This is a genomic window from Peribacillus sp. YIM B13477 (assembly GCF_042787955.1).
In the GTDB taxonomy this organism is placed as follows: Bacteria; Bacillota; Bacilli; order Bacillales; family DSM-1321; genus Peribacillus; species Peribacillus frigoritolerans.
Map to the genome: position 1 here is coordinate 65,935 of NZ_JBHZPD010000009.1, position 21,975 is coordinate 87,909.

General features: G+C 36.4%; 18 protein-coding genes and 1 pseudogene. 4 read left to right on the forward strand and 15 right to left on the reverse strand.

Annotated elements, in window-relative coordinates; translation table 11 throughout:
* Positions 1-20: 20 nt before the first annotated feature.
* From ACFX4H_RS22090 to ACFX4H_RS22100, 3 genes are read right to left on the reverse strand one after another with little or no spacing between them, the layout of a single operon-like run.
* Positions 21-899 (reverse strand): NAD(P)-dependent oxidoreductase, encoded by an 879-nt coding sequence (locus ACFX4H_RS22090; protein ID WP_377436223.1) that lies wholly within the window; start codon positions 897-899, stop codon positions 21-23.
* 14 nt (positions 900-913) lie between these two features.
* The gene (locus ACFX4H_RS22095; protein WP_367411106.1) at positions 914-2,359 is read right to left on the reverse strand and encodes an NAD-dependent succinate-semialdehyde dehydrogenase; all 1,446 of its coding nucleotides are present in this window, start codon (positions 2,357-2,359) and stop codon (positions 914-916) included.
* Between the two features lie 43 nt (positions 2,360-2,402).
* The gene (locus tag ACFX4H_RS22100; protein WP_367411107.1) at positions 2,403-3,737 is read right to left on the reverse strand and encodes an MFS transporter; all 1,335 of its coding nucleotides are present in this window, start codon (positions 3,735-3,737) and stop codon (positions 2,403-2,405) included.
* A 547-nt stretch (positions 3,738-4,284) separates the two neighbouring features.
* Between ACFX4H_RS22100 and ACFX4H_RS22105 the strand changes: the two genes are divergently transcribed.
* Positions 4,285-5,283, forward strand: coding sequence for a LacI family DNA-binding transcriptional regulator (locus ACFX4H_RS22105; protein ID WP_367411108.1), 999 nt, complete (start codon positions 4,285-4,287; stop codon positions 5,281-5,283).
* Between the two features lie 151 nt (positions 5,284-5,434).
* Here the strand turns inward: ACFX4H_RS22105 and ACFX4H_RS26880 are convergent.
* The 6 genes and pseudogenes from ACFX4H_RS26880 to ACFX4H_RS22130 all read right to left on the reverse strand — a co-directional run.
* A pseudogene (locus ACFX4H_RS26880) lies at positions 5,435-5,609 on the reverse strand (IS6 family transposase); the annotation flags it as partial.
* 590 nt (positions 5,610-6,199) lie between these two features.
* Positions 6,200-7,213, reverse strand: coding sequence for a sensor histidine kinase (locus tag ACFX4H_RS22110; protein WP_377436224.1), 1,014 nt, complete (start codon positions 7,211-7,213; stop codon positions 6,200-6,202).
* Positions 7,210-7,881: a response regulator transcription factor gene (locus ACFX4H_RS22115; RefSeq protein ID WP_377436225.1), complete on the reverse strand. Its 672-nt coding sequence runs from the start codon at positions 7,879-7,881 to the stop codon at positions 7,210-7,212. The genes ACFX4H_RS22110 and ACFX4H_RS22115 overlap by 4 nt, the downstream gene beginning before the upstream one ends.
* A gap of 18 nt (positions 7,882-7,899) precedes the next feature.
* The gene (locus ACFX4H_RS22120) at positions 7,900-8,865 is read right to left on the reverse strand and encodes an alpha/beta fold hydrolase (protein ID WP_377436226.1); all 966 of its coding nucleotides are present in this window, start codon (positions 8,863-8,865) and stop codon (positions 7,900-7,902) included.
* Positions 8,866-9,050: 185 nt separating this feature from the next.
* Positions 9,051-9,602, reverse strand: a complete 552-nt coding sequence (locus ACFX4H_RS22125; protein WP_328136811.1) for a dihydrofolate reductase family protein — start codon at positions 9,600-9,602, stop codon at positions 9,051-9,053.
* 72 nt (positions 9,603-9,674) lie between these two features.
* Positions 9,675-10,451: a nucleotidyltransferase domain-containing protein gene (locus ACFX4H_RS22130; protein ID WP_377436227.1), complete on the reverse strand. Its 777-nt coding sequence runs from the start codon at positions 10,449-10,451 to the stop codon at positions 9,675-9,677.
* A 276-nt stretch (positions 10,452-10,727) separates the two neighbouring features.
* On the opposite strand from ACFX4H_RS22130, the gene ACFX4H_RS22135 reads away from it, so the two are divergent.
* Complete coding sequence (locus ACFX4H_RS22135) at positions 10,728-11,054, forward strand: antibiotic biosynthesis monooxygenase family protein (protein ID WP_034313024.1); 327 nt, start codon at positions 10,728-10,730, stop codon at positions 11,052-11,054.
* Positions 11,055-11,586: 532 nt separating this feature from the next.
* On the opposite strand, the gene ACFX4H_RS22140 is transcribed toward ACFX4H_RS22135, so the two are convergent.
* A complete protein-coding gene (locus ACFX4H_RS22140) occupies positions 11,587-12,144 on the reverse strand; it encodes a GNAT family N-acetyltransferase (RefSeq protein WP_377436228.1) in 558 nt (185 codons plus the stop codon).
* A 147-nt stretch (positions 12,145-12,291) separates the two neighbouring features.
* On the reverse strand, positions 12,292-13,041 hold the full coding sequence (locus ACFX4H_RS22145) for a class I SAM-dependent methyltransferase (RefSeq protein ID WP_377436229.1): 750 nt from the start codon (positions 13,039-13,041) through the stop codon (positions 12,292-12,294).
* 433 nt (positions 13,042-13,474) lie between these two features.
* Between ACFX4H_RS22145 and ACFX4H_RS22150 the strand changes: the two genes are divergently transcribed.
* Positions 13,475-15,268, forward strand: coding sequence for a laminin G domain-containing metallophosphoesterase family protein (locus tag ACFX4H_RS22150; RefSeq protein WP_328136815.1), 1,794 nt, complete (start codon positions 13,475-13,477; stop codon positions 15,266-15,268).
* 158 nt (positions 15,269-15,426) lie between these two features.
* On the opposite strand, the gene ACFX4H_RS22155 is transcribed toward ACFX4H_RS22150, so the two are convergent.
* The 4 genes from ACFX4H_RS22155 to ACFX4H_RS22170 form a co-directional block, all read right to left on the reverse strand.
* The gene (locus ACFX4H_RS22155) at positions 15,427-16,323 is read right to left on the reverse strand and encodes a DMT family transporter (RefSeq protein WP_063591493.1); all 897 of its coding nucleotides are present in this window, start codon (positions 16,321-16,323) and stop codon (positions 15,427-15,429) included.
* 599 nt (positions 16,324-16,922) lie between these two features.
* Complete coding sequence (locus ACFX4H_RS22160) at positions 16,923-17,687, reverse strand: ABC transporter permease (RefSeq protein ID WP_174878735.1); 765 nt, start codon at positions 17,685-17,687, stop codon at positions 16,923-16,925.
* Positions 17,688-17,768: 81 nt separating this feature from the next.
* Positions 17,769-18,584 carry an ABC transporter ATP-binding protein gene (locus ACFX4H_RS22165; protein ID WP_241637550.1) on the reverse strand — a complete coding sequence of 272 codons (816 nt, stop codon included), beginning with the start codon at positions 18,582-18,584 and terminating at the stop codon, positions 17,769-17,771.
* A gap of 28 nt (positions 18,585-18,612) precedes the next feature.
* Positions 18,613-19,674, reverse strand: coding sequence for an ABC transporter substrate-binding protein (locus ACFX4H_RS22170; protein WP_063591496.1), 1,062 nt, complete (start codon positions 19,672-19,674; stop codon positions 18,613-18,615).
* Positions 19,675-20,525: 851 nt separating this feature from the next.
* Here ACFX4H_RS22170 and ACFX4H_RS22175 point away from each other — a divergent pair.
* Positions 20,526-21,746 (forward strand): cytochrome P450, encoded by a 1,221-nt coding sequence (locus ACFX4H_RS22175; protein WP_377436230.1) that lies wholly within the window; start codon positions 20,526-20,528, stop codon positions 21,744-21,746.
* Positions 21,747-21,975: the final 229 nt, after the last annotated feature.

Sequence of the window (21,975 nt, forward strand, 5' to 3'; positions counted from 1 at the left end):
TTCGCTCCCCTTTCGTCCCTTTACGATTTTGACTCTACTTTTTTTTGAAATGTCTGATAAACGGCTGCAGCATCTTTGTTTCCTAAATCCATATTTTGTGCTTCTTGAAGATGAACCAATGCCAATTTACTAAACTGGGCAGTATAATTTATTGTTTCAGCCATCTCTACACCAAGACGTACATCTTTTTCGGCCAAATCCACAGAAAACATTGGTGTATAATCATTTTGCAAAATTAATGGCCCTCTCAAATTCAACTGGGCTGAATTGGCCCCAGTATCATGCAATAACTCTTTGAATTGTGATGGATCGATTCCAGCTTGGATAGCCAATTGAAAACCCTCACTCATTACTGATAAATTTGCCATTCCCACCATATTACTTATTAATTTAAAAGCCGTTGATTGTTCAACATCTCCCAAGTACGACACAGGTCGCCCAATTTTTTCTAAAATTTCTTTGTGACAGTTAAAAACAATTTCTTTGCCCCCGGCAAAAATGGGTTCTGTACCTTCTTCCGCTTGAGCAGGCCCCTTGCCTAGAGGACAGGCTAAAAATTCCACACTATATTTTTCTGCTTCATCCGCAATCACTCTAGCCGTATCAGGGTCAATGGTACTAACGTCAATCAATACAGCCCCCGGTTTCATCGCTTGAAAAAATTTATCGTTTTCAATTAACAATTCAAGTAAGTGTTTTGGCAAAGGCAAACTTGTAAAAATTAAATCTGCATTAGAAGCTATTTCAATCGGAGAAGCAGCACTTCTCCCCCCTAATTTCATCACTGCTTGTACAGCTTCAGGGTTAATATCGTATAACATTACTTTGTAACCTGAACGAATTAGATTCTTTGCAAGTCCACTCCCCATTTTACCTAGTCCAATAAACCCAATTTCCATATCATTTTTCCCCCTTAAAATTTAATTGAAATATATTTAGTCTCAAGATATTCTTCTACTCCCTGATGTCCACCTTCTCTTCCTAGGCCACTTTGTTTCACTCCTCCAAAAGGTGCTTGAACCACAGTTGGTGTGGCATCATTCACGCCAACTATTCCATACTCTAATTTTTCAGCTACCCTGATGCTTCTTCCTAAATCATTTGTGTAAAAATATGCTGCGAGTCCATAATCAGTTTTATTTGCCGCCTCAATCACTTCTTCTTCAGACTCAAAAGTATAAATTGGTGCTACTGGACCAAAAGTTTCTTCATAAGAAATCTCCATATCGGGGGAGGCATTTGATATAAGTGTAGGTTCAAAAAATAATTCATTAGCATTCCTACGCTTTCCTCCAGTTAAGAGGACCCCTCCTTTTTCCAAAGCATCTTCCACTTGATACTCTACTTTTTTGATGGCTTCTTCATCTACAAGTGGTCCTACTTCTGTTGATTCCTCAATACCATCCCCAATTTTAAGACTATTCACTTTTTCAGTTAACAGAATTTCAAATCGATCTTTTACTGATTTCTGCACATAGAGACGGTTTAAACAGATACAAGTCTGACCACTATTTCTATATTTACTTATAATAACTCCTTCAGCTGCTTCCTCAAGGTTTGCATCTTCAAAAACAATAAATGGAGCATGACCTCCCAATTCCATTGATACCTTCTTAACTTGCTGTGATGATTCTTCAATAAGCTTTTTCCCAACAGCAGTTGATCCAGTAAATGTGATTTTTTTGATAGCTGGATTTTCCATCATTTCATTTCCGATATGTTTAGAGCTTCCAATGACTAAATTGAGTACGCCTTTCGGAAATTTAACTTGTTCAATCAGTTCAAAAAGACGAATAGCACTGCTAGGAGTTTTACTGGCTGGCTTTATAACAAATGTACAACCTGCAGCCAACGCTGGTCCCAGTTTTCTTGTTAACATCGAAACAGGAAAATTCCATGGAGTGATTGCTCCTACTGGTCCAATGGGTTGTTTTAATACCTGCAAGCGTTTGGATGGACTTGATGAAGGAATGCTTTCACCGTATATTCGTTTTCCTTCTTCCGCATTCCATAATAAGTATTCTGCCGCTAACTCAATTTCTCCCCTAGCTTCTTTAATCGGCTTACCCATTTCAAGTGTGATCAATTTAGCTAAACTTTCTTTTTCTTTAAGCATTAATTCATATAATTTCGTTAAATAGACTGCACGTTCTTTAGCAGTTAATACAGCCCATTTGGGAAAAGCGTCATTCGCCGCCTTAATTGCCAGCCTAGTTTCTTCGGTAGAACCGTAAGCAACTGTTGCTACAACTTTATTAGTAGCAGGATTCAAAACGTCGTACGTTTTACCAGAAAAAGCTTCTGTCCACTCGCCATTGATAAAAAGTTTTTTTGTTTTAGTTTTTATGCTATTGTTCAAGATTTTCCGCCCCTTTAATTAAAATAATAGAATTTTCAGATAATTATTTCTTTAAAATCTTAATTTCATCCACTATATGAACTTCATTTTTAAGTTTTTCAATTTCTGAAATATCTTTTTTAAATGTCTCTTTTGCAAAGAGAGTAGCTATCAAAGAAATAAGGGAAGCACATACTAAGAAAAGTGAGATGTATAAAACTCCTCCTTCCCATAGCAACAAAGATGAAGCAATAAGAGGAGTAAACCCTCCAATAATACCGGATACTTGATATACGAATGACAAGCCACTATATCGTACATGGGTACCAAACATTTCTGTAAAGAATACCGATTGGATACTAAATAAAGCTGTTGTACCAAGAACATAACCCAGAGTAATAGCTAGATAAATGATTACCGCAACCCCTGAGTTGACTAAGGAGAAAAAAGGGAATGCAAAGAGTACCAAAAAGGATGTTCCAATTAGATATACAGGCTTCCTGCCTATCCGATCAGATAAAGCACCAAATAAAGGTGAAACGACTACTGCAACGGCTGATGCTACAAATACTCCAGTTAATGCAACATTGCTTGAAAGTCCTAATTGTGTGTTAACATAAGAGATGACAAAAACGTTGAACAGATTAAAACTCACGGTTTCACCTATCCTTGCCCCAAATGCAATTAAAATACTTTTCGGATATGCCCTAAACAATTCGACTATTGGCAGTTTTACTTCCTTACCAGTCTCTTTTAGTTCTTGAAAAGCAGGAGTCTCCTTTACGCTAAATCGTATAAAAGTACCTACACCCAAAAGAATAATGCTGATTATGAAAGGAATCCGCCATCCCCAAGCTAAAAATTGTGCTTCAGGTAATAAAGTTACTATTGTAAAAGTACCGGAGGCTAACAGCAAACCTAGGGGAGTAGCGGATTGTAATAATGCTCCCCAAAATCCTCTTTGCTTTCTTGGGGCATGTTCTATCATTAACAAGGAAGCTCCTCCATACTCTCCTCCGAGCGCAAACCCCTGAAATAGACGCAGAGCTACTAACAAGATTGGTGCCCATACTCCGATTGAATCATACGTTGGTAATAAACCTATTGCAAATGTAGATCCGCCCATCAATAAAAGGGTAATTACGAGAATAGATTTCCTTCCGACTTTATCGCCAAAGTGCCCAAACACTAGTCCTCCAAGAGGCCTTGCTAAGAAACCAATAGCAAATGATGCAAAAGCGGCAATAGTACCAACTGTAGGATCTAAATCGGGGAAAAATAACTTGTTTAATACAATTGCCGAAGCAGTCCCATAAAGGAAGAAGTCGTACCATTCCATCAACGCACCCACAAAGCTAGCACCTGCTACCCTCTTCATCGAGGTTTCATTATTACTCATCACATCATTCTCCTTATACTATTGATGTTTACTCCCTCTCACTTTTAAAGCGCTTACAAATTCGATGAGAAAACTAATCACTATATCAATCATTAAACATTAATATCTTAATCAGCTTCCACCCCCCCTAAATTGGTTGGGTGACCCAACCAATAATATTATTAAACCACACTTTCTCTTTCAAGACAACATATTATCTAAATATTCACACTATTTATTTCGAAGAGTCACAATACCATCAAACTAAAAAAATCACTTTTTAATTTAACAAAGAATCTTAGATTTCAAATATTTTTCTGTAGAACCCTTAAGGGTTCCTAAATTTGTTAATCATTTATAGTTAAACGATTAACCTTATGTATAAAAAATAACAAAAAAAACCAGATAATTCAATACAAATATTTCATTTTCTTGAAAATGTTATATGGAATAATTGTATTTTACTGATCATTTCGTTGTTTCCCCTAAAAAAATATGATAAATTATTAATTGATAATTGCCCATGAAGAAAAACGATTAACTTTACTGCAGATGGTAGGGAGAAAAAATGAAAATAACAATAAAAGATATAGCAAGAGAAGCTGGTGTTTCTACTGCTACAGTGTCCCATGTCATTAATGGGACAAAGAATATCTCGGAAGGTAAGACTAAACTAATCAAAGGAATAATTGATAAATATAATTATGTTCCTGATATCAGAGCGAAGAACTTACGCAATCTAAAGACTAAAACAGCTGGTTTAGTTGTCTCCTCATTTCCGGACTCTCATGTATCAGGCATTGTGAATGGAGTAGGAAAACGAGCTCGGGAATTAGGCTATCAGATGCTTTTTATCAACACAATTGAAGATCAAGAATACGAGAAAGAAACCATTAAACTTCTCAGCTCCCATATGGTAGATGGGATTATTATCACTCCTTCTAAAATGGACTCACAATATTTAAAAAAGTACATAGAACAAAATCTTCCCATTATTCAAGTGCTTCGGTATGATCCAAATTTGCCGCTAATTCCAAAAGTGACGATGGATGATTTTCAAGCTGGGTATGATGCAACTGTTCATTTATTACAACACGGTCATCACCATATAGGGTTGATCTATGCCAAAGCAGATGTCACTTCTACTACTGGAAGAATTGAAGGCTATAAGGCTGCTTTAAAGGATTACCATTTTACTTTTAATGAAAGTTACTTAGAACTTGGAAATGCTACGGTAGAAGGAGGACTGAAAGCAATTAAACATTTAATTAATCGTGAAAAACAAATTACCTCATTATTTGTTTTAAACGACTTAATGACAGTGGGTGCTATGCAAGGGTTAACAGCACTTTCACTTAAATGTCCTGAGGATATCGCTCTAATAGGTTTTGGAGATTTTCCAGCAGCAAATATCACTAGTCCTCCGATTACTAATGTTAGTATGTCTTCTGAAACAGTTGGTCAAACCGCCTTTGATGTACTGTTAAATAAAATAAATAACCCTTCTTATTCCAGACACATTCAAATTCCTGCTTCACTAATGATTAGGAGATCTTGTGGTTGCTAAGTAAGATTATTATAAATAAGTTACCTATTCTTCTTAATTTTATTCTGTTAATTTTACTGTTGATAATATTTTAAATTGAATCTAAAAATCGGTGCTGGTAAAAAAAAACATTTGATAGACATAGAACTTACATGGCTTATTTAATTCCAGATTAAGATGCAATTCCAAAAACAACTTGCTTATGTATTTTGACATCATTTTGGACAGATTTCAGCCGATTTGGAGAAGTTGTCTTTTTTTTTCATCATATGCATCGATTCAATGCCACTCATTATTGAAGTGGCTGTTTCCTATGACTTGAATCCTACCATAGAACGCACACGCTTCTATACGAAACGTTAACCACTTATGTTGTTAGGATACCGCATTCGTGGTGATGCCTGAAGGCGTTAAAACCAGACCACTTTAATGGCTAAAGGATACGATGGATTTTTATCAATTGTAACGACATGTGTTAAATCCTTTGGCAGCATTCAGACCAACAACTTGTTGCATTGTTTTTACTCCTATACTTACAAACCAGTATCCCTAGTACTCCATGCAGCTTGGCTTGTTATACGAAATCTACGTCCCAACGAGCCTAAAACATGTTTCTACAAGTATGGTGATGACAGTTAACTCCATGGGCCCATGTCCCATACACCCGGACTTTACCCTGGTTACTGATATAATTTACAAAAATGGTGCAATTGAAATCCAAATTCATATGTTTTCCTTACTATCAACAACACTTCATATTACTGGTTATCGGATAAAAAGTCTGGGATACGATCTCCTTCTAACAATAAAAAAGATTGTTTGTATTCCCACCCAACATAACTTGGACGGCAATGAGTTGCATATGGCAAACTATCTGAAAAGAATGATATTAATGAATCCCTGACGAAATCCCCGGATGTCATCCCCGCAAAATATCCTAATTCAAACGGGATTCATATGTATTTTCGACTGTAAAACTAAATAAAGTTCCGCTTTCATTAGATTCCAAATTATATTTTATATATAATGTCTTAGCTATATCCTCAATTATTTTTAAGCCAAGTCCCTTACTTTTACTTTCGATATCAAAACCAATTCCATTATCCTTGATACTGACCACATTATTTTCAATGGTTATCACAAGTTTATCAGCCTTCGAATGGTTTAATACATTTTGAAAGACGTTATCGAATAACCTTTGCAGCCACAAGTCATTACTCATCCATTCCAACTCTCCATTTAAAGGATGATATATTAATTCAATACCATGCATGTTATACAAATAGCCCCATTTTTTAACCATCATTTCTAATAAAGCGTGCATATTCACTTTATCATTCAAGATATAAGAATTATCTAATTCATCCGTGGATTGAATATTATATTCATTTGTTAATTCGGAAATATAATTTATTTGTTGATATAGTGATTGTAATAGTGGAGCTTGTTCCGTATATTGGCCTTCTAAATAAAATAATTGTAATCTTACTGCTGTTAAAGGTGTATTGATGTCATGCCTTAATTTATTTAAGAGTTCCTTTTTCATTTCCTCTTGTTGCTTTAGTTCCAATTCACGATAGGTCGTTCTTTCAATTAGTAAGTTTACCGATTCAGTTAATTTCCCGATTTCATCATTGTTATTAACCTCTAATTTATTCGGAATCTCCTCATCACTGGCTAAATTCCTGATGGTTTCATTCAATATATTTATTTTATTTAATAGTGAGTTAATAGATTTGGAAAATAAGAAGGCTAACAATAATAATGATAAAATGAATACTCCCAGCATTGTAGGATATGCAAAAGATTCATGAAAAGGAATGTCACCATTTTTAGGTTTAAAGGCCCAATCATAAATTAGTGACATAAGGATACTGATCATCAGTAATATACATGGCACGCTAATGACGGCACTAAATAACAATAGCTGGTATTTTCCCTTTAATTTCATTTCTTTATATAGGTATTCAATCTATACCCTTCTCCATATATATTTTGGATGATTTCACCTGTGTTATCATTGATTTTAGTTCTAACTTTTTTTATATGTACATTCATGATATTTTGATTCCTATCTTCGAGCTGCCATAAATATTCAAAGAAATGTTCTTTCGTTAAAATCCGATCCCTATTTTCATATAAATAGAAAAAAATTTTACGCTCTATCGCAGTAAAAACCACTTCATTATGCAAGTCATTATTGAATACCTTCTTATGTTCGGCATCAATATATAAATGTTTAATTTGTGCGAAAGTACCATATTGATTTTCCAGCAACTTCTCCATTCTTAGTAATAGCTCCCTGGGATCAAAAGGCTTAGTCATATAATCCTCACCAATTTTCAAACCTTGAAGTTTGCTATCCATATCATTTCGGGCAGATAGAAAAATAACTGGAATATTCAATCCTAGACTTTTTAGTTTCTTTGTAATTTGATAGCCATCATCTCCTGGCAGCAAAACGTCCATAATGACTAAATCGATCTCATTGATGATATCATTAATATCTTTTCCTTCTTTTATCCAACATACATTGTACTCTTCGCGTTGCAAAATTTTTTTCAGTAAATCACCAATCATCCAATCATCTTCAACAATCAAAATATTATATCTTTTCATCACAAACCCTTTCTTCATTCATTTGATAAATTCCATGGAAAGATAATATATTTCATCAGGAGCGTATAAATAAATGCTGTGCGTCCCTTTCAGTTTTATTACATCCCCTTTTAATAGTTTCTCTGCAAAATCCTCATAATCTTCTTTTTTTTGTTTTGTATATTTTGAATTTTCATTTTCATCGGCTATCGCATCCAAAAATAAAATGGGTGTATCTTTTGGTATTGGCAAGTTAACTGATTTTTTACCATTATTGTAACTCTGTAAAAGTTCTTGCTCCATATCATCATTAAAAAACTGTTTATAAGATAGTGTTTTATACATTTCCTTTTCATGGTCAGTCAAAAATGATTGCCGGATCACTTCGGGATTATAAACAGCAGAAGGTACAAGACGGTGCAAACCCATTTTCGTTAAAAGATTCAATCCTTTTACTGTCAATGAATCAACCATGCCCATTTTATGAGTCACATATTGGTGCGGTAAACCAATATCCAAAGCAATAATTCCCTTTACTTCACTTGGGTATTTTTGTGCCCAGTAAATAGCCTCAATACCTGATACCGAGTGTGGAACCAAAATATAAGGAGGTTTATTTCCACTTTCCATTAACGATTTCCTGCTTTGTTCCAATATTGTATCGATATCCCTATCATCATGAAAAACATCACTGTATCCATATCCAGCCCTTTCAATGACTGCAATCTTATTTTCTTTTGCAAACTTACTATATAATCCTTTCAATTCATAAACAGGAGCAGCAATTCCGGAACCGGACATAAAAACGTATGTATCCTCACCGCCGCCTTCCATATATACATTAATTTCTTTGTTATTAAAATCAACAGGTGTTCCTTCACTGATTAATGATGATTCCTTTCCCTTTTGATAATTATGGTAAATAAAAACAGCCATCGCTACAAATAAGATCATAGCAAAGAAGGTAAAAAATATATTCTTTGATACTTTAATTATTTTTCTCATATAGAAAACTCCTTTCAAGTTATACTGAAAGGATATATGTTAAAAATAAATTTCTAATTAATTTTCTTTGTATATTTATTTTCACTAAGAAAAGTTTAACTTTTAATGACCAGTGAATTTCATTAGAAAAAGGCTGCGTCAAAGCAGCCCTAACTATTGAAGGAAAGCAACCCTCTACCATATTCCTACGTATAAATAATATTATATGTAGGTTTAAGCACTCCGTTTGGATATTGTTTCATTTCAACTAAATCCAATTTTAGACTTGGCTTAACACTGCCGAAAAGAGGGATGCCTTCACCGATGATGACTGGATTCACTTTAAGCACCAATTGATCAATGAGTTTATGTTTCAATAACGATCCAGCCAGTTCTCCGCCCCCGCAAAGCCATAGCTTTCCGTCACCTTGCTGTTTGAGGTTTTCAATAAACGCAACGGCGTTTCCCTCGATAAGCTCTACCTCCTCATTCGATTCAAACTGAAGGGAGCTCGAGAATATATAATGTTTCAAACCCTTATAACCTGGTTCACCCGGTTTGGCTCCGAATTGAAATCCAAATTCATATGTTTTACTTCCCATCAATACCGCTTCATATTGCTGGATATCGGATAAAAAGTCCGGGACATGCTCTCCTTCAAATAAGAAAAAAGAATGATTGATATCCCCTTCCAACATTGCTTGGTCGGCAATGAAATTATCCAGTGAAACGGCTACATGATATACCAATTCTGCCACTTAGCATCCCTCCAATAGAGATTACACATTTTACGCGAACAAAGTGTGTGCCATAATCGATTGTAAAAGGTATCAAATAGCCATATCGATTATTCTTTTGATATGGTATTCATTTGTTTCGACACCCAATTGAGTACATAAGTATTCATTTAGTCTGAGGAATTCTGGGATCATACGTCTTAACGTTTTAATAATTTCATTTGAATTGCGGCCACAATCCCAACTTTCCAACAGGGATAACTGCTTTCCAGCTAACTTACTTCTATTGCCCTCGATTTTTGTCCATGCTCCATAGGGAACATCTAAATGCTCTTCCATTTCCATATACCAACCAGAAACAATCAGCCACCGTATCCTATCAAGATTGGATAGTGCATATAACATTTCTCTTCTCATAACGGCCCTGTAGGTTTCATGGACAAATGCAAGCAGCTTTCCTCTCCAATGCTCAACTTCATCAGGTGTAGGTCTATACACTTTCTCTGCCGATTCTTTTATAACAGGACTCATAATATTAAAAGGATCATAGATGACTTTTACCTCTTTTAACCAGATGGAGGGAACAATTTCCTCAGGTGCATGATACCAGCTATCCACTTTTACAAAGGTATTATAATGAGTGACGACATACGGTGAATAAGGATTGCAGTCTTCATGAAATGAAACATCTCCCCAATTATTGGCTCTATCCCTTTTTCCTTTTAAAAATTCTGCTTTACGTTTTGGATTAACAATGGTGTGCAAATCTATATCGGAGTATTGATCATCGTTTCCTTTTGCTAATGAACCAGCAATGTAAATAGCCAAAACATCAGGATCTGCCGATAAATCTTTTAATGCATTTTCCAAAAGAATATCGCGTTGTTTCGGTAAATTTGCATCTCTTTTTATATGTTTGCTAACGAATCCCGCACACAAGACCATCTCCTTTTTTTGTAAAGCCGTCAAAGTAATATATATTCGTGAATTAGAATAAAATCCCTTTAGCAGTATTGCCGTTTCATATATATACTGCTTCTTACCGCATTGTTTTCTTTGCCGAGTACCCGCTTTATCGGGAATCTATCCATGCATCTTCCGGTATGATATTATTTTGAATAATAAGTTAAAAGGAGGCATCATTTCATGTTTTTTGCAAATACCCCCGAACCGCCCTATTACGCTTGCATTTTCACTTCCCAAAGAAGCGATAAGGATGCCGCAAGCTATAATTCAACCGCTGATTTCATGGATGAACTTGCCGCTCAACAAGATGGCTATTTAGGAGTCGAAAGCGTAAGAGATCAAAACGGGTTAGGAATTACCGTATCCTATTGGAAGTCCTTGGATGCCATAAAGCTTTGGAAGGACAATGCCGCTCACAAAAAGGCACAAGAAAAAGGTATGAAAGATTGGTACTCGTCATACACCACCCGAATTTGTAAGGTTGAAAGAGATTATACAAGCAAATGAGTAAACTAAGATTTATGAATATATAGTTATAAAAAAAACCGCTCTACTATTTTGGGTTAGTAAATTCGAACGTTGATTTCCATTCCAGGCACTCGCTTTCCGCGGGCGGTCCGGGAGCCTCCTCGGCGCTCTTCGCGCCTGTGGGGTCTCCCTTGGACGCGCTTTTCCCGCAGGAGTCTCGTACCTTCCATTTCAATCAACTAGAATTTTTTTCACTTTAGGATGTTCATCCCAAACCAAAAAGACTAATTCCCATTATGGATTTTTACTGTTTTGTGAAACTCTTATTAAATTCGACATTTCACCATACCCTTGGAGTTACTTTCAGATACCAAAGCCGCTTGCGAACTTTTTTAACTGAAATCAAACTAGTTTTCCATTGAGTTTGTCTTCAGCATGAGACCGCTAAAATCCCAATTGGTAATCATCCCTTCAGTAAAATCGTAAAAGGGCGTCGGGATGAGTGCATTCCGAAATCCACTTTTGTCGACAAACAGGGACCGCTTCTTAAACGATCTTCACAATGAATTAATTAAAAGGAAAAGCCGTTAAGATCTTCTTTTATGAGTGAGTACATGTATAAATCATCGAATTTGCCACGGGTATATTCATAATGCCTAAGAAGTCCTTCTCTTCTAAATCCTTGTTTTTCCACTAGTTTTTGGGATGGGTGATTATCAGGTTCAATTAAAGCTTCAATCCTTTCCAGGTGAAAGTGGCGATAACCATACATAACAACTGCTTCCAATGCTTCACTCGCAATGCCTTTTCCCCAATGGTCTTTACTTAATTCATATCCAATTTCAGCACGATGGTGTTTGGTTACCATATTCAGAAAACCACAACTTCCTATAACCTTACCGGAATCTTTTAATGTAATTCCCCATCTAATTCCCGAACCTTTTTCGAATATAGATTCATACCACTTAATTTCATCCCATACATCATTTACTGTCTCGAATGGATCTAACCCCATTGGCTTCACCACATCTGTATCAGATAGATATTTGAACATGTCACCCGCATCTTCCAGTGTTACCTCCCTTAATATCAATCGTTTGGTTTCAATAACCGGAAATACCTTCTCCATTCAATTTCCCTCCTCCAAACTCCCATTTCCATATTTAACTATTTAATCATTGCCTAATTAAAGTCGATAATCAACGCTTAATTGCATAGAAAATTATGATGTTAAATAAAAAGGCATCCCTACTTTCGTAGAACGCCTTTTTTTCGTTTACTTCATTATTTTCGGTTCCTTTACTGCTGAGATCATTAAAAACATGGGCCTTCGATTTTCATCTTTCATTTCAGGAACACTTTTTAACATGTCATCAGAAGGCATCGGTTCCTTTACTGCCTTAATGCTGAAACCAGCACCAATCAAGTCATTCATATATGTTGAAATCGTTCGATGATACTTTACTACGTTTTCGGTTAAGAAGGTTGTTTCTCTCACACCTTCGTACTGATAGTTGTCAACTGGCCAATGCAGATGATTGCCGTGATCATCGTCATACCAAGCTTGTTCGTTGCGAGAAGTAAAGATTGGATGTTCAACCGAGAAAACAAAAGTGCCTCCAGGCTTTAAACAATCATGGACCTTTTTGCAGATTGTCTCATATGACTTAATGTAATGAAAAGCCAATGAACTGATAACCACATCAAATTCAGAGCCGGAAAAATCGATATCCTCAATCGGCATTTTAATATATGAAATACAAGGGTCATCCGTTTTTTCACGTGCTCTTTTAAGCATATTGTCGGAAATATCCACACCAACGACGGAACTTGCCTGTTGCTCTCGGGCAAATCGGCAATGCCAGCCGAAACCGCAGCCCAAATCAAGTACCGTTTTATTACGCAGATTTGGCATTAGCTCTTTTAATACATGCCATTCTCCGGCAGCTTCGAGTCCTTTGACTGATCGTGGCATTTGCTCATACTCAGAAAAGAAATTTGCATCATCATATTTGTTTTGTTTCATAACTCATACATCTCCTATAATTCAAGGTAGCCTCCTAAGATTTATACCACATCTATTACAGGAGGCTACCTATCTCCTTCTCACCATTTTTTTCACCTCATTATCTTGATGGATCACTGTCCTAATACTAACACATTGCTTGTTTTCCTACCCTCCCACATAAAGAACAAAATACTTCAAATTAGTTGTTATCCTTGATTTCAAATTGTAGGCATTAGGCCTTATCTCCTAATGTCTTTTTTAGTAATAAGTCTTTTTTACTCATCCTTAATAAGTTATCGAGAAGATAAGCAAACTATACCTTATTGCAGCTTATACGGAATCTCCCCTACCTAGGCTTATTTCTCAAAAATTACCCAGGTAGTAAGTAAAGAATACATGTTTAACCATTATTCTTAAATTGCTTAATCTAATTTAAAGGGGTGAATATATTATGAGAATGAAAAAAGCATTTATAGGTCTCTCACTCTTATGTATGATTGTTCCTGGTATTGCCAAGTCAGCCGATTCTTTAAATTCCGTTGCTGAAAATGATCGGAGCAGTATCGTTGCAAATTGGAAATTCACAAAACAACATGTCAAAAGCGGTTCAATCGATAAAGGTAATTTAATTATTGAAGATACAACCAAACAAGGAAATGATTTAGAGTTAGTGACGATAGGTGACCCTGCATCACCCGAATTAAAAAATATGTTGAAATGGTCTGAAGAAGATTTTTATGCTCAAGATAAAGTTGATAGCTTGAAATTCGCCAATTACGAAAACGCCCCTGCAGGAAGGTATTTTAAAACCATACGGGATGCGCCTATCAATTCAGAGAATTTCGATAGGGGTTTTACCATTGAATTTGTATTTAAGATGCCAAGGAAACCCAAAAGTGACATGGGGCTTTTTTCAAGACAAGGACAGGCGGCAGATCTTAATAAAATGGAAGGCGAGAAAAAAATCCTTTCTGCTTTATCTATATCCAGTGATCAAAAATTGCACTGGACAAGCCATCCATCCAATTTGAACTATAATGTAAGCAATTGGTCTCGTTCTTTAAATGCTGGTGAATGGTACCATTTGGCAGTCGTTAATGATGGTAGCACAACGACTCTAACTTTAAATGGCGTTAGTGATTATGGAGAATCAGAAAAGGCCATAGGTATTGCAGCATTAAAAGGTAAAGGCTGGAATATCGGTGCAACAGAATGGGGAAATAAGTTAAATGCGCTTTTCGGAGGGAATATCCAGGAAATACGAATTGCCAATAAGGCATTGACTGAAAAAGAATGGCTAGTACAGGATGCTCGTGACGATGAACCCTTTGAAGGATCAAACAAGTCCTTCCCCATTCTAACGAATAAGAAGAATTATAATTTCCTCTTTATTCCAGATACCCAGAAATATTCAAGCCAAAATCCTGAGATTTTCAATAGTCAAATGAACTGGATATCCAATAACACCAAGAAGAACAATATTATCATGAATACATTTGTTGGTGACATTGTCGATAGTGATTCAGAAAAACAATGGCAGAATTCGCTCAGAGCCATTTCTCTTTTGGATAAAAAGGATATTCCATATATGATGGCGGCTGGGAATCATGACTATGCTGCCGGAGATCCTTTTTTAACACATTATGGGCCACAGCGTTTTATGAATAAAAACTACTATAAGGGGTCGGCTCCCTCTGGGTATAGCTCATATGCAATCGCTAAGGCAGGGAGTTATGAATACTTAGTTTTAATCGTGGATATGAAAAATCTCCATAAGGACTTGGAATGGACAAAAAAAGTTCTGGAACGGCATAAAGATAAACCGACAATCCTCGTCTCACATGATATTATTTTTCCGAAAGTTAAAGATGATAAAACCATTGCCGCCGATTCGTCCAATGGCCGGCTGATATGGGATGAACTTGTAAAGAACCATAATCAAGTGTTCATGACGGTTAATGGACATTTTTATGGGATAGCGCATCGGGTAAAACAAAACTCAGCAGGAAATGATGTCATTCAAATGCTGGTCAATTACCAAACGAATTATCGAGGGGGAAATGGCTGGCTAAGACTTGTAGAATTTGATGAAAAGAAAAATGTATTATTATTCCGTACTTATTCCCCATATGTTGACGGAATGACTAGGAAAGAAAAGTCCTATATTGATTATAAATTTTTAACAGGTGAAAATAATTCATTTAAATTGGATTGGGACTTTAAGCATAGATTTAATTTCAGGTAATGAACAGCGCGGAAAAATCCAATTCCCCAGGTGTATCTGATTAACCTCATCAACCTGGGTGAATTCCTTTTATTGGGCTGCCCTCCTATGTGTTCAGTCGTCCAAGAAGGATATACGTTCATTCATGATGATCTGAGATGCTGCTATTTTTCTAGTTTTCATGCTGCTTTTTTCACCACTGATTTATACTTTCCGAAACCATTAACGACAAGGACCCCCAATATCGCAATACTGCCGCCAATGACTGAAAGGGTACTAGGTACTTCCTGCAGCCAAACCCAAGCGACGAAAATGGCAATCACAGGTTCAATGTACAACAAACTGGAAACGGAACTGGCTTTTCCTAATGATAAAGCGACCGCCCAAGTTACATAACCGATGGCCGCAGGGAAAATACCAACAAAAACCGCTGATAAATGACCTTCCAAAGTAGCATGTTGAATTTCTTGAAATAGCCCAGGAAAAAATATAAAAAAGGGTATTGTACCGATCCATGTGAAGTAAGCTGTCAATTCAATCGGATTATAACGGCTAAACAGTGGCTTTTGGAAAACAAAAAACACCGCAGAAGCAATAGCTGACATGAGTACTAAAAAAGCTCCTTCAGAAATATTCAGCGAAGGTCCTGCGGTACCTAATGTTATTAAGGTGATCCCTGTGAATCCAATTCCTAAACCAATCCATCCGTATAGTCCGAGGCGTTCTTTTAAAACGAACGCAGCAATGATCGCGATGAAGACAGGTGCTGAACCGATCAGCATTCCAGCCGTTCCCGCCGAAACCGTTTGTTCCCCGAATGTCACCCCGATATGGTAAATACTAATGCCAATAAATGCAAGGATCGAAATCCTCAACAAATCCTCTTTTTTCGGGAGTCGAAATTTCACCCCAGGCCAGAGAGCATAAAGGATAAAAACTCCTGATGCTATAAGATAACGAACAAGTACCAAATGACCGGCTGAATACCCGCCATGCAAGCTTGCACGAATAGCAGCGAATGTAGATCCCCAAATAATAACTGTAATAGATGCCAATAAAAATGCCTTTGTGTTCAAAAACTATTCCTCCCAACCATTCCCTATAAACTGAAGGTATCATGGATACGTGAGAACTTCAATAAAATTTCTATCTCGCTGTGAAGTGTCACAGTAAAAAACGAATTAGAGTACAGTCTGAGTTGTAATCATCGCTGAAAAAATTCTATTACATTTGGGATTGGATTTGAAATCTTTGTTTAAAGATGGATCAGGTTTGAAAAGCATGTTAAACCAAAGGTGCTTCGTATAGGAAGCACCTTTGGTTTAGACTGGAGACAAACTCGATATTAAGATTGCCTATATTTTTTTGAGTGAGTGTAAAATATGAACGTTAATTTCCACTCCAGGCACTTGCTTTCCGCGGGCGGTCCGGGAGCCTCCTCGGCGCTCTTGCGCCTGTGGGGTCTCCCTTGGACGCGCTTTTCCCGCAGGAGTCTCGTACCTTCCGTTCCAATCAACTTTGTTTATAAATTCAAATGGAAACCCTTTTGTCTACAAACTTGTTTACAATTACCTTTTCCAAATTTAAGCTTACTTGAAATATTGGCTTGAGGCTTTTACACTGTAACCGTTTTGTGCTGTAATACTGAAAAATAACGTTTAAAGTGTAAATTTAATTAATTATTTTCTGGTTTCCAAGATGAAAAGCGTCTTTCAATAATGCCTAAAAATGAAGTAAGAATGATTCCCGTAATCGTAATGACTAACACGCCAACAAACATGCGATCTGTTTGTAGATTTTGACCATTGCTTGTCAATTGGTATCCGATACCAGCTGTCGAAGCGAATAATTCACCTACAACCACTGCAATTAATCCTTGACCTATACCTAAGCGAATACCGTTTAAAAGGAATGGTACCGTCGAAGGCAATGCAATTGTTTTAAAAATTTGAAATTCACTTGCACTAAATGTCCTTGCTGCTTTTATTAAGTTTTGATCTAATGTTAACATAGCTTTTTGAGCGCTCATCACTATTGGAAAGAAGGCCATCAAAAATACGATAACAATTTTTGATGCTGGCCCGATTCCGAATGCAATGATGATCACTGGTAATAGGGCGACTTTAGGAGTTACATATAATCCTGAAATGAAAGGGTTAACCACTGCATTAAAGGTAGAGTTCCAACCTGATAACACACCTATTGGGATTCCAATAAGTATGGCTAAAACAAAGCCTGAAACAAATTCGTAACCACTCACCTTCATATTTTCCCAAAAGGAAACTTCTTGGACCATTAAAACTGCCGCTTGTGCAATTTCAATTGGTGAGCTTATGAACAATGGATTTATCCATTCATTTTGAGAGGCAGTTTCCCAAAGCAACAGGAATAGTAAAACAGAAGCAACACTGATAAAAAATGACTTTTTTTCTTTTTTCATTTTCTTCGCCTTTTTTATCTTTTGCTTTGATTGTGTAAGTTCTATCGTACCCTTCGTCATAGTGTTCTCCTTTCACATTAATTATTTCTCTTTATTATCGAAACCTTGTTTAGAAGACTCCTGTTCAATAATGGACCAAATATGATCTACAAACTCTAAAAATTCCGGGCTGCGCTTCACATGGAGATCTCTTGGTCTAGGTATATCAACATCAACAACCTCCACTACACGTCCTGGTCTTGCCCCAAAAACAAAAACTCTATCAGCTAAAAATACCGCTTCATCAATTTGGTGTGTAATGAAAAGACTTGTCTTTTTTGTCTCATCCCATATTCTAAGTAACTCACCTTGCATAAATTCCCTAGTTTGTGCGTCCAATGCCGAAAATGGTTCATCCAATAATATTAATGATGGGTTTACCGTTAATGCCCGGGCCAAGTTTACCCGTTGCTGCATCCCACCTGACAATTCATGTGGATAATGATTTTCATAACCTTTTAAACCGACCATTTCAATAAACTCTTTAGCCTCTTTCTTTTTCTCTGCGGTTATTTGCTTTAACAGTTCAACTCCATAAAGAACATTTTCCAAAACAGTTCTCCAAGGTAATAGACTCGGGTTTTGAAAAACCATTGCCCTGTCCTTGCCGGGACCATCAATTTTTTGCTGATCTAATAGTATTTCTCCCTTACTTGGCTTTAGCAATCCAACTACAGTATTTAAAAAAGTGGTTTTTCCACAGCCGCTCGGCCCAACAATACATATAAATTCACCATCTTTAATATTTAAATTTATATTCTGCAGGGCCATCACTTCTGCACCAGTTTTATTGTTTACGTAAGTAACATCTAAAAAACGAGTAGACAATTTAAAGTTATCCAGTTGTGCATTTTCCATCTTACCTATCATCTCCTTTCCATTCTAATTATTTTTTAAAAGCCTCTTCTATATAACTATTTGTCCAAATAACATCTTCAGTTGTATCCTGTTTAGTAGAAACGCCTGATATCTTGCCAAATTCAACTAATGGATCCTGGGCATTATCCCAAGCCTCTTGATTCATTTCTCCATAGCCTTTAAAAGTGTTTTTCAATCCGATTAGTGATTCCTCTAGGATATCTACATCAATTCCATCAAAATAAGATTCGATTGATTCGGCTGCCTCTCTTGGGTTATTACGTGTGAATTCCATACCTTTCCCTATTGCCCGAACCACTTTCAAAGATGTTTCGTGATTTTCTTCTAAATATTCTTTTTTAGCAAATACAGCTTCCCAGACCATATTCCCATACATTGGCTCTTCACTTGTATTGATTACAATGTCTCCTATATCTTTACTTTCCGCTTGTAAACCCATTGGGGGTGATGCTATTCCCCCGTCAACAATCCCCTCCTGCATACCGCCAATCTTCGATCCATCTCCTGCTAATTTGACGGTTTTTAGAGTATTGGGATCAACTCCATGCATTTGCATTAAATGACGGGTGTATACGTCTCCAGAATCTCCAACAAGGTTTGTACCAATAGTTGCGCCTTTCAATGAAGCCACTCTATCTTCAAGTGATGAGTCTTTAGAAACATTCTTTTTCTTTTGATATTGTTTAGAGAGTGTAATTTGATAGGTTAGCGCAGAATTTAAAGATTGAATTGCCAATAAATCTTCACCTTTGTCAAGAGGAGTAAACATACTTCGAGGACCCGAGACCGCAAACTGAGCTTCGCCTGATAATACAGAAGCGATTACTTGTGCTCCTCCACCACCAGAAACAATTTCAGCTTCAATTCCTTCCTTTTCAAAAAAACCTTGTTCTATTGCTACATACAATGGGGCAACCGACAATAATCGTGCAGGTTCCGTAAAAGTAAGCTTAACCGCTTTTCCTCCTGAATCCCCTTTGTTTTCTGTAGTTGTTTCGTCACTTGGACCGCATGCAGATACTATTAACACCAAACAAAGCAGAACGAATGCCAATTTATTCTTAAACATATTACTTACCTCCCTGAATCAGATATATTTTTAGTTCAATTGAAAATTTCCCATACAAAGATATTACTGTTCCCTCCTTATTTTCGTTTTATATACAAAACATATTTTTATATACATATCAATTCTAAAACAGCTGTCCTGGTATGGTCAATTACATTTTGGAAAATTTAGATAATTCAGTGGATTACCAAACAAAAAAACACTCTTTTAGAATCATGAGTGTTCTTTAAAGGGGAAATGAAAACCGCCTTAAATTATGCCGCTCCTTTTTTACATCTTTTATGAAGCTTCCTGGAAATCTGTATAGTACTTAATAGATCACTAACAGTCCTTTTTATGTTCATGAAAAATCAAAGAAGCCCTACTTTGATAAAGTGGACTTGTTGGGAACTTGGGGGATTATTGGAAATGCAAAAGAAAATTATGGAAAAGTGAATGACTATCTAAATATTGTCCCCTTTCCGCCTTTTATTGTAGGGTCAATAATCTTTTTCTAACTCCTCATTCGCTTGATTATATCACCCACTTCAAAGGCAAGACGCATAAGCCCCCTTGCTTCAGGATAAGTTGGACAATTGGGGCTATAAGGAAAAAGAGAACAATTCCAGCTGATATTCCCCTCCGACCACTTTGGGTATCGGTATGACCTTAAACGAGAAGCTATGATACTCAAAAGAGTTTTTCAATAGGTGGTGAATCAAATATTCCGAGTCATTACTTTCTTCTTATTGATAAATATCTCAATTTATGTCAATTGAAACCAAATTATGAGTTTGTTATCTTAGTTAATGAACCGGTTCATGACTAGTTTATGTATGAATATTAGTCACAATAAAAGGAGAGATGAAACCATGACACAAGTACGTAACTCAACAAGCGCAGTGGAGCAGTATGCTAATCTCATCCCCATGAGCGAAATTGCTTCGAACGCAGATCAATTATTTCCTTTTCCAATCTTTAATAGTTTACGACAAAAAACTCCTGTAAGGTACGACGAGGCTCGAAGCTGCTGGGATGTGTTTCGATATGAGAACGTTCATTATATTCTAAAAAATCCAAAACTGTTTTCTTCGGAACGAGGGTCTGGAACTCTTCAAGGAAGCATTTTGACAATGGACCCTCCTAGACACACAAAAATGAGAAACTTAGTGAACAAGGCATTCACTCCTAAAGCAGTGAAGGATTTAAAAAATAAAATCGAAGAGGTGACACTTTACCTTCTCGATCAAGTTAATGAGAAGGGGACTATGGATCTCGTTCATAACCTTGCTGGTCCGTTGCCTGTCATAATAATTGCCGAATTATTGGGGGTCCCTGCTAAGGATCGGGATCTTTTTAAAACCTATTCTGATGTTCTCGTGGCAGGCGCCAAAGATAATTCAAATGAAGCCTTTCAAAGAATGGCACAGAAACGTAAGGAAGGAAGTGAGTTTCTTAAAGAATATTTCAAAAAAATAATTTTAGAGAGAAAGGTAAATCCTGAAGAAGATTTAATTTCGCTATTATTAGCAGCAAAAATTGATGGGGAAAAATTAACAGAAGAAGAGGTACTATCTTTCTGTGTTTTATTATTAGTTGCGGGAAATGAAACAACAACTAATTTGATTACAAATGCCGTACGTTATATGACAGAAGATAAAAACATTCAAGAACAAGCTAGGACAAATCTGCCTTTAATACCAAAATTGGTAGAAGAAACACTACGCTTTTATCCTCCAATACAGGCAATTGGCCGTGTTACAAAGGAACAAGTCAAAGTTGGGGGCAAAACAATCCAAAAGGGGGAACAAGTAATTTGCTGGGTCGCTTCGGCAAACCGGGATGAACAAAAGTTTGCAGAGCCTAATCGGTTCACATTAGAAAGGAAATTAAATCCTCATTTGAGTTTCGGGTTTGGTATTCATTTTTGTTTAGGTGCCCCGCTTGCACGTCTAGAAGCAGAAGTAGCTCTCGTGACACTATTAAGTACATTTGCAAAATTGGAAGGTGTAAAAGGGACTGAGCTGGAGGCGATTCCAAGTCCGTTCGTTTTTGGAGTGAAAAGACTTCCTTTAAAATTCACAAGACAATGAGCCTTGCTGCCTAAGAATATAAACGAACATAGATTAGGTAATACAAAAACCTATCAATCACAAAAAATGATTTTTTTAATATAACCTCAATGAAAAAGGGAGTATATTAAATTAAGACCTCTTAAAATTGATTATTCGTAAAGCATTTGTCGTAGAAGATATCAAATCCCATATTTATCCAATTATTAAAAATTCCACTGTACTAGGTTGATAAAAACTTAATATATAA

Excerpts from the sequence above, each read along its gene's own strand:
- ACFX4H_RS22090 (WP_377436223.1), bottom strand. The coding sequence starts at position 899 with ATGGAAATTGGGTTTATTGGACTAGGTAAAATGGGGAGTGGACTTGCA.
- ACFX4H_RS22100 (WP_367411107.1), bottom strand. The coding sequence starts at position 3,737 with ATGAGTAATAATGAAACCTCGATGAAGAGGGTAGCAGGTGCTAGCTTT.
- ACFX4H_RS22105 (WP_367411108.1), top strand. The coding sequence starts at position 4,285 with ATGAAAATAACAATAAAAGATATAGCAAGAGAAGCTGGTGTTTCTACT.
- ACFX4H_RS22110 (WP_377436224.1), bottom strand. The coding sequence starts at position 7,213 with ATGAAATTAAAGGGAAAATACCAGCTATTGTTATTTAGTGCCGTCATT.
- ACFX4H_RS22115 (WP_377436225.1), bottom strand. The coding sequence starts at position 7,881 with ATGAAAAGATATAATATTTTGATTGTTGAAGATGATTGGATGATTGGT.
- ACFX4H_RS22120 (WP_377436226.1), bottom strand. The coding sequence starts at position 8,865 with ATGAGAAAAATAATTAAAGTATCAAAGAATATATTTTTTACCTTCTTT.
- ACFX4H_RS22135 (WP_034313024.1), top strand. The coding sequence starts at position 10,728 with ATGTTTTTTGCAAATACCCCCGAACCGCCCTATTACGCTTGCATTTTC.
- ACFX4H_RS22140 (WP_377436228.1), bottom strand. The coding sequence starts at position 12,144 with ATGGAGAAGGTATTTCCGGTTATTGAAACCAAACGATTGATATTAAGG.
- ACFX4H_RS22145 (WP_377436229.1), bottom strand. The coding sequence starts at position 13,041 with ATGAAACAAAACAAATATGATGATGCAAATTTCTTTTCTGAGTATGAG.
- ACFX4H_RS22150 (WP_328136815.1), top strand. The coding sequence starts at position 13,475 with ATGAGAATGAAAAAAGCATTTATAGGTCTCTCACTCTTATGTATGATT.
- ACFX4H_RS22160 (WP_174878735.1), bottom strand. The coding sequence starts at position 17,687 with ATGAAAAAAGAAAAAAAGTCATTTTTTATCAGTGTTGCTTCTGTTTTA.
- ACFX4H_RS22165 (WP_241637550.1), bottom strand. The coding sequence starts at position 18,584 with ATGGAAAATGCACAACTGGATAACTTTAAATTGTCTACTCGTTTTTTA.
- ACFX4H_RS22170 (WP_063591496.1), bottom strand. The coding sequence starts at position 19,674 with ATGTTTAAGAATAAATTGGCATTCGTTCTGCTTTGTTTGGTGTTAATA.
- ACFX4H_RS22175 (WP_377436230.1), top strand. The coding sequence starts at position 20,526 with ATGACACAAGTACGTAACTCAACAAGCGCAGTGGAGCAGTATGCTAAT.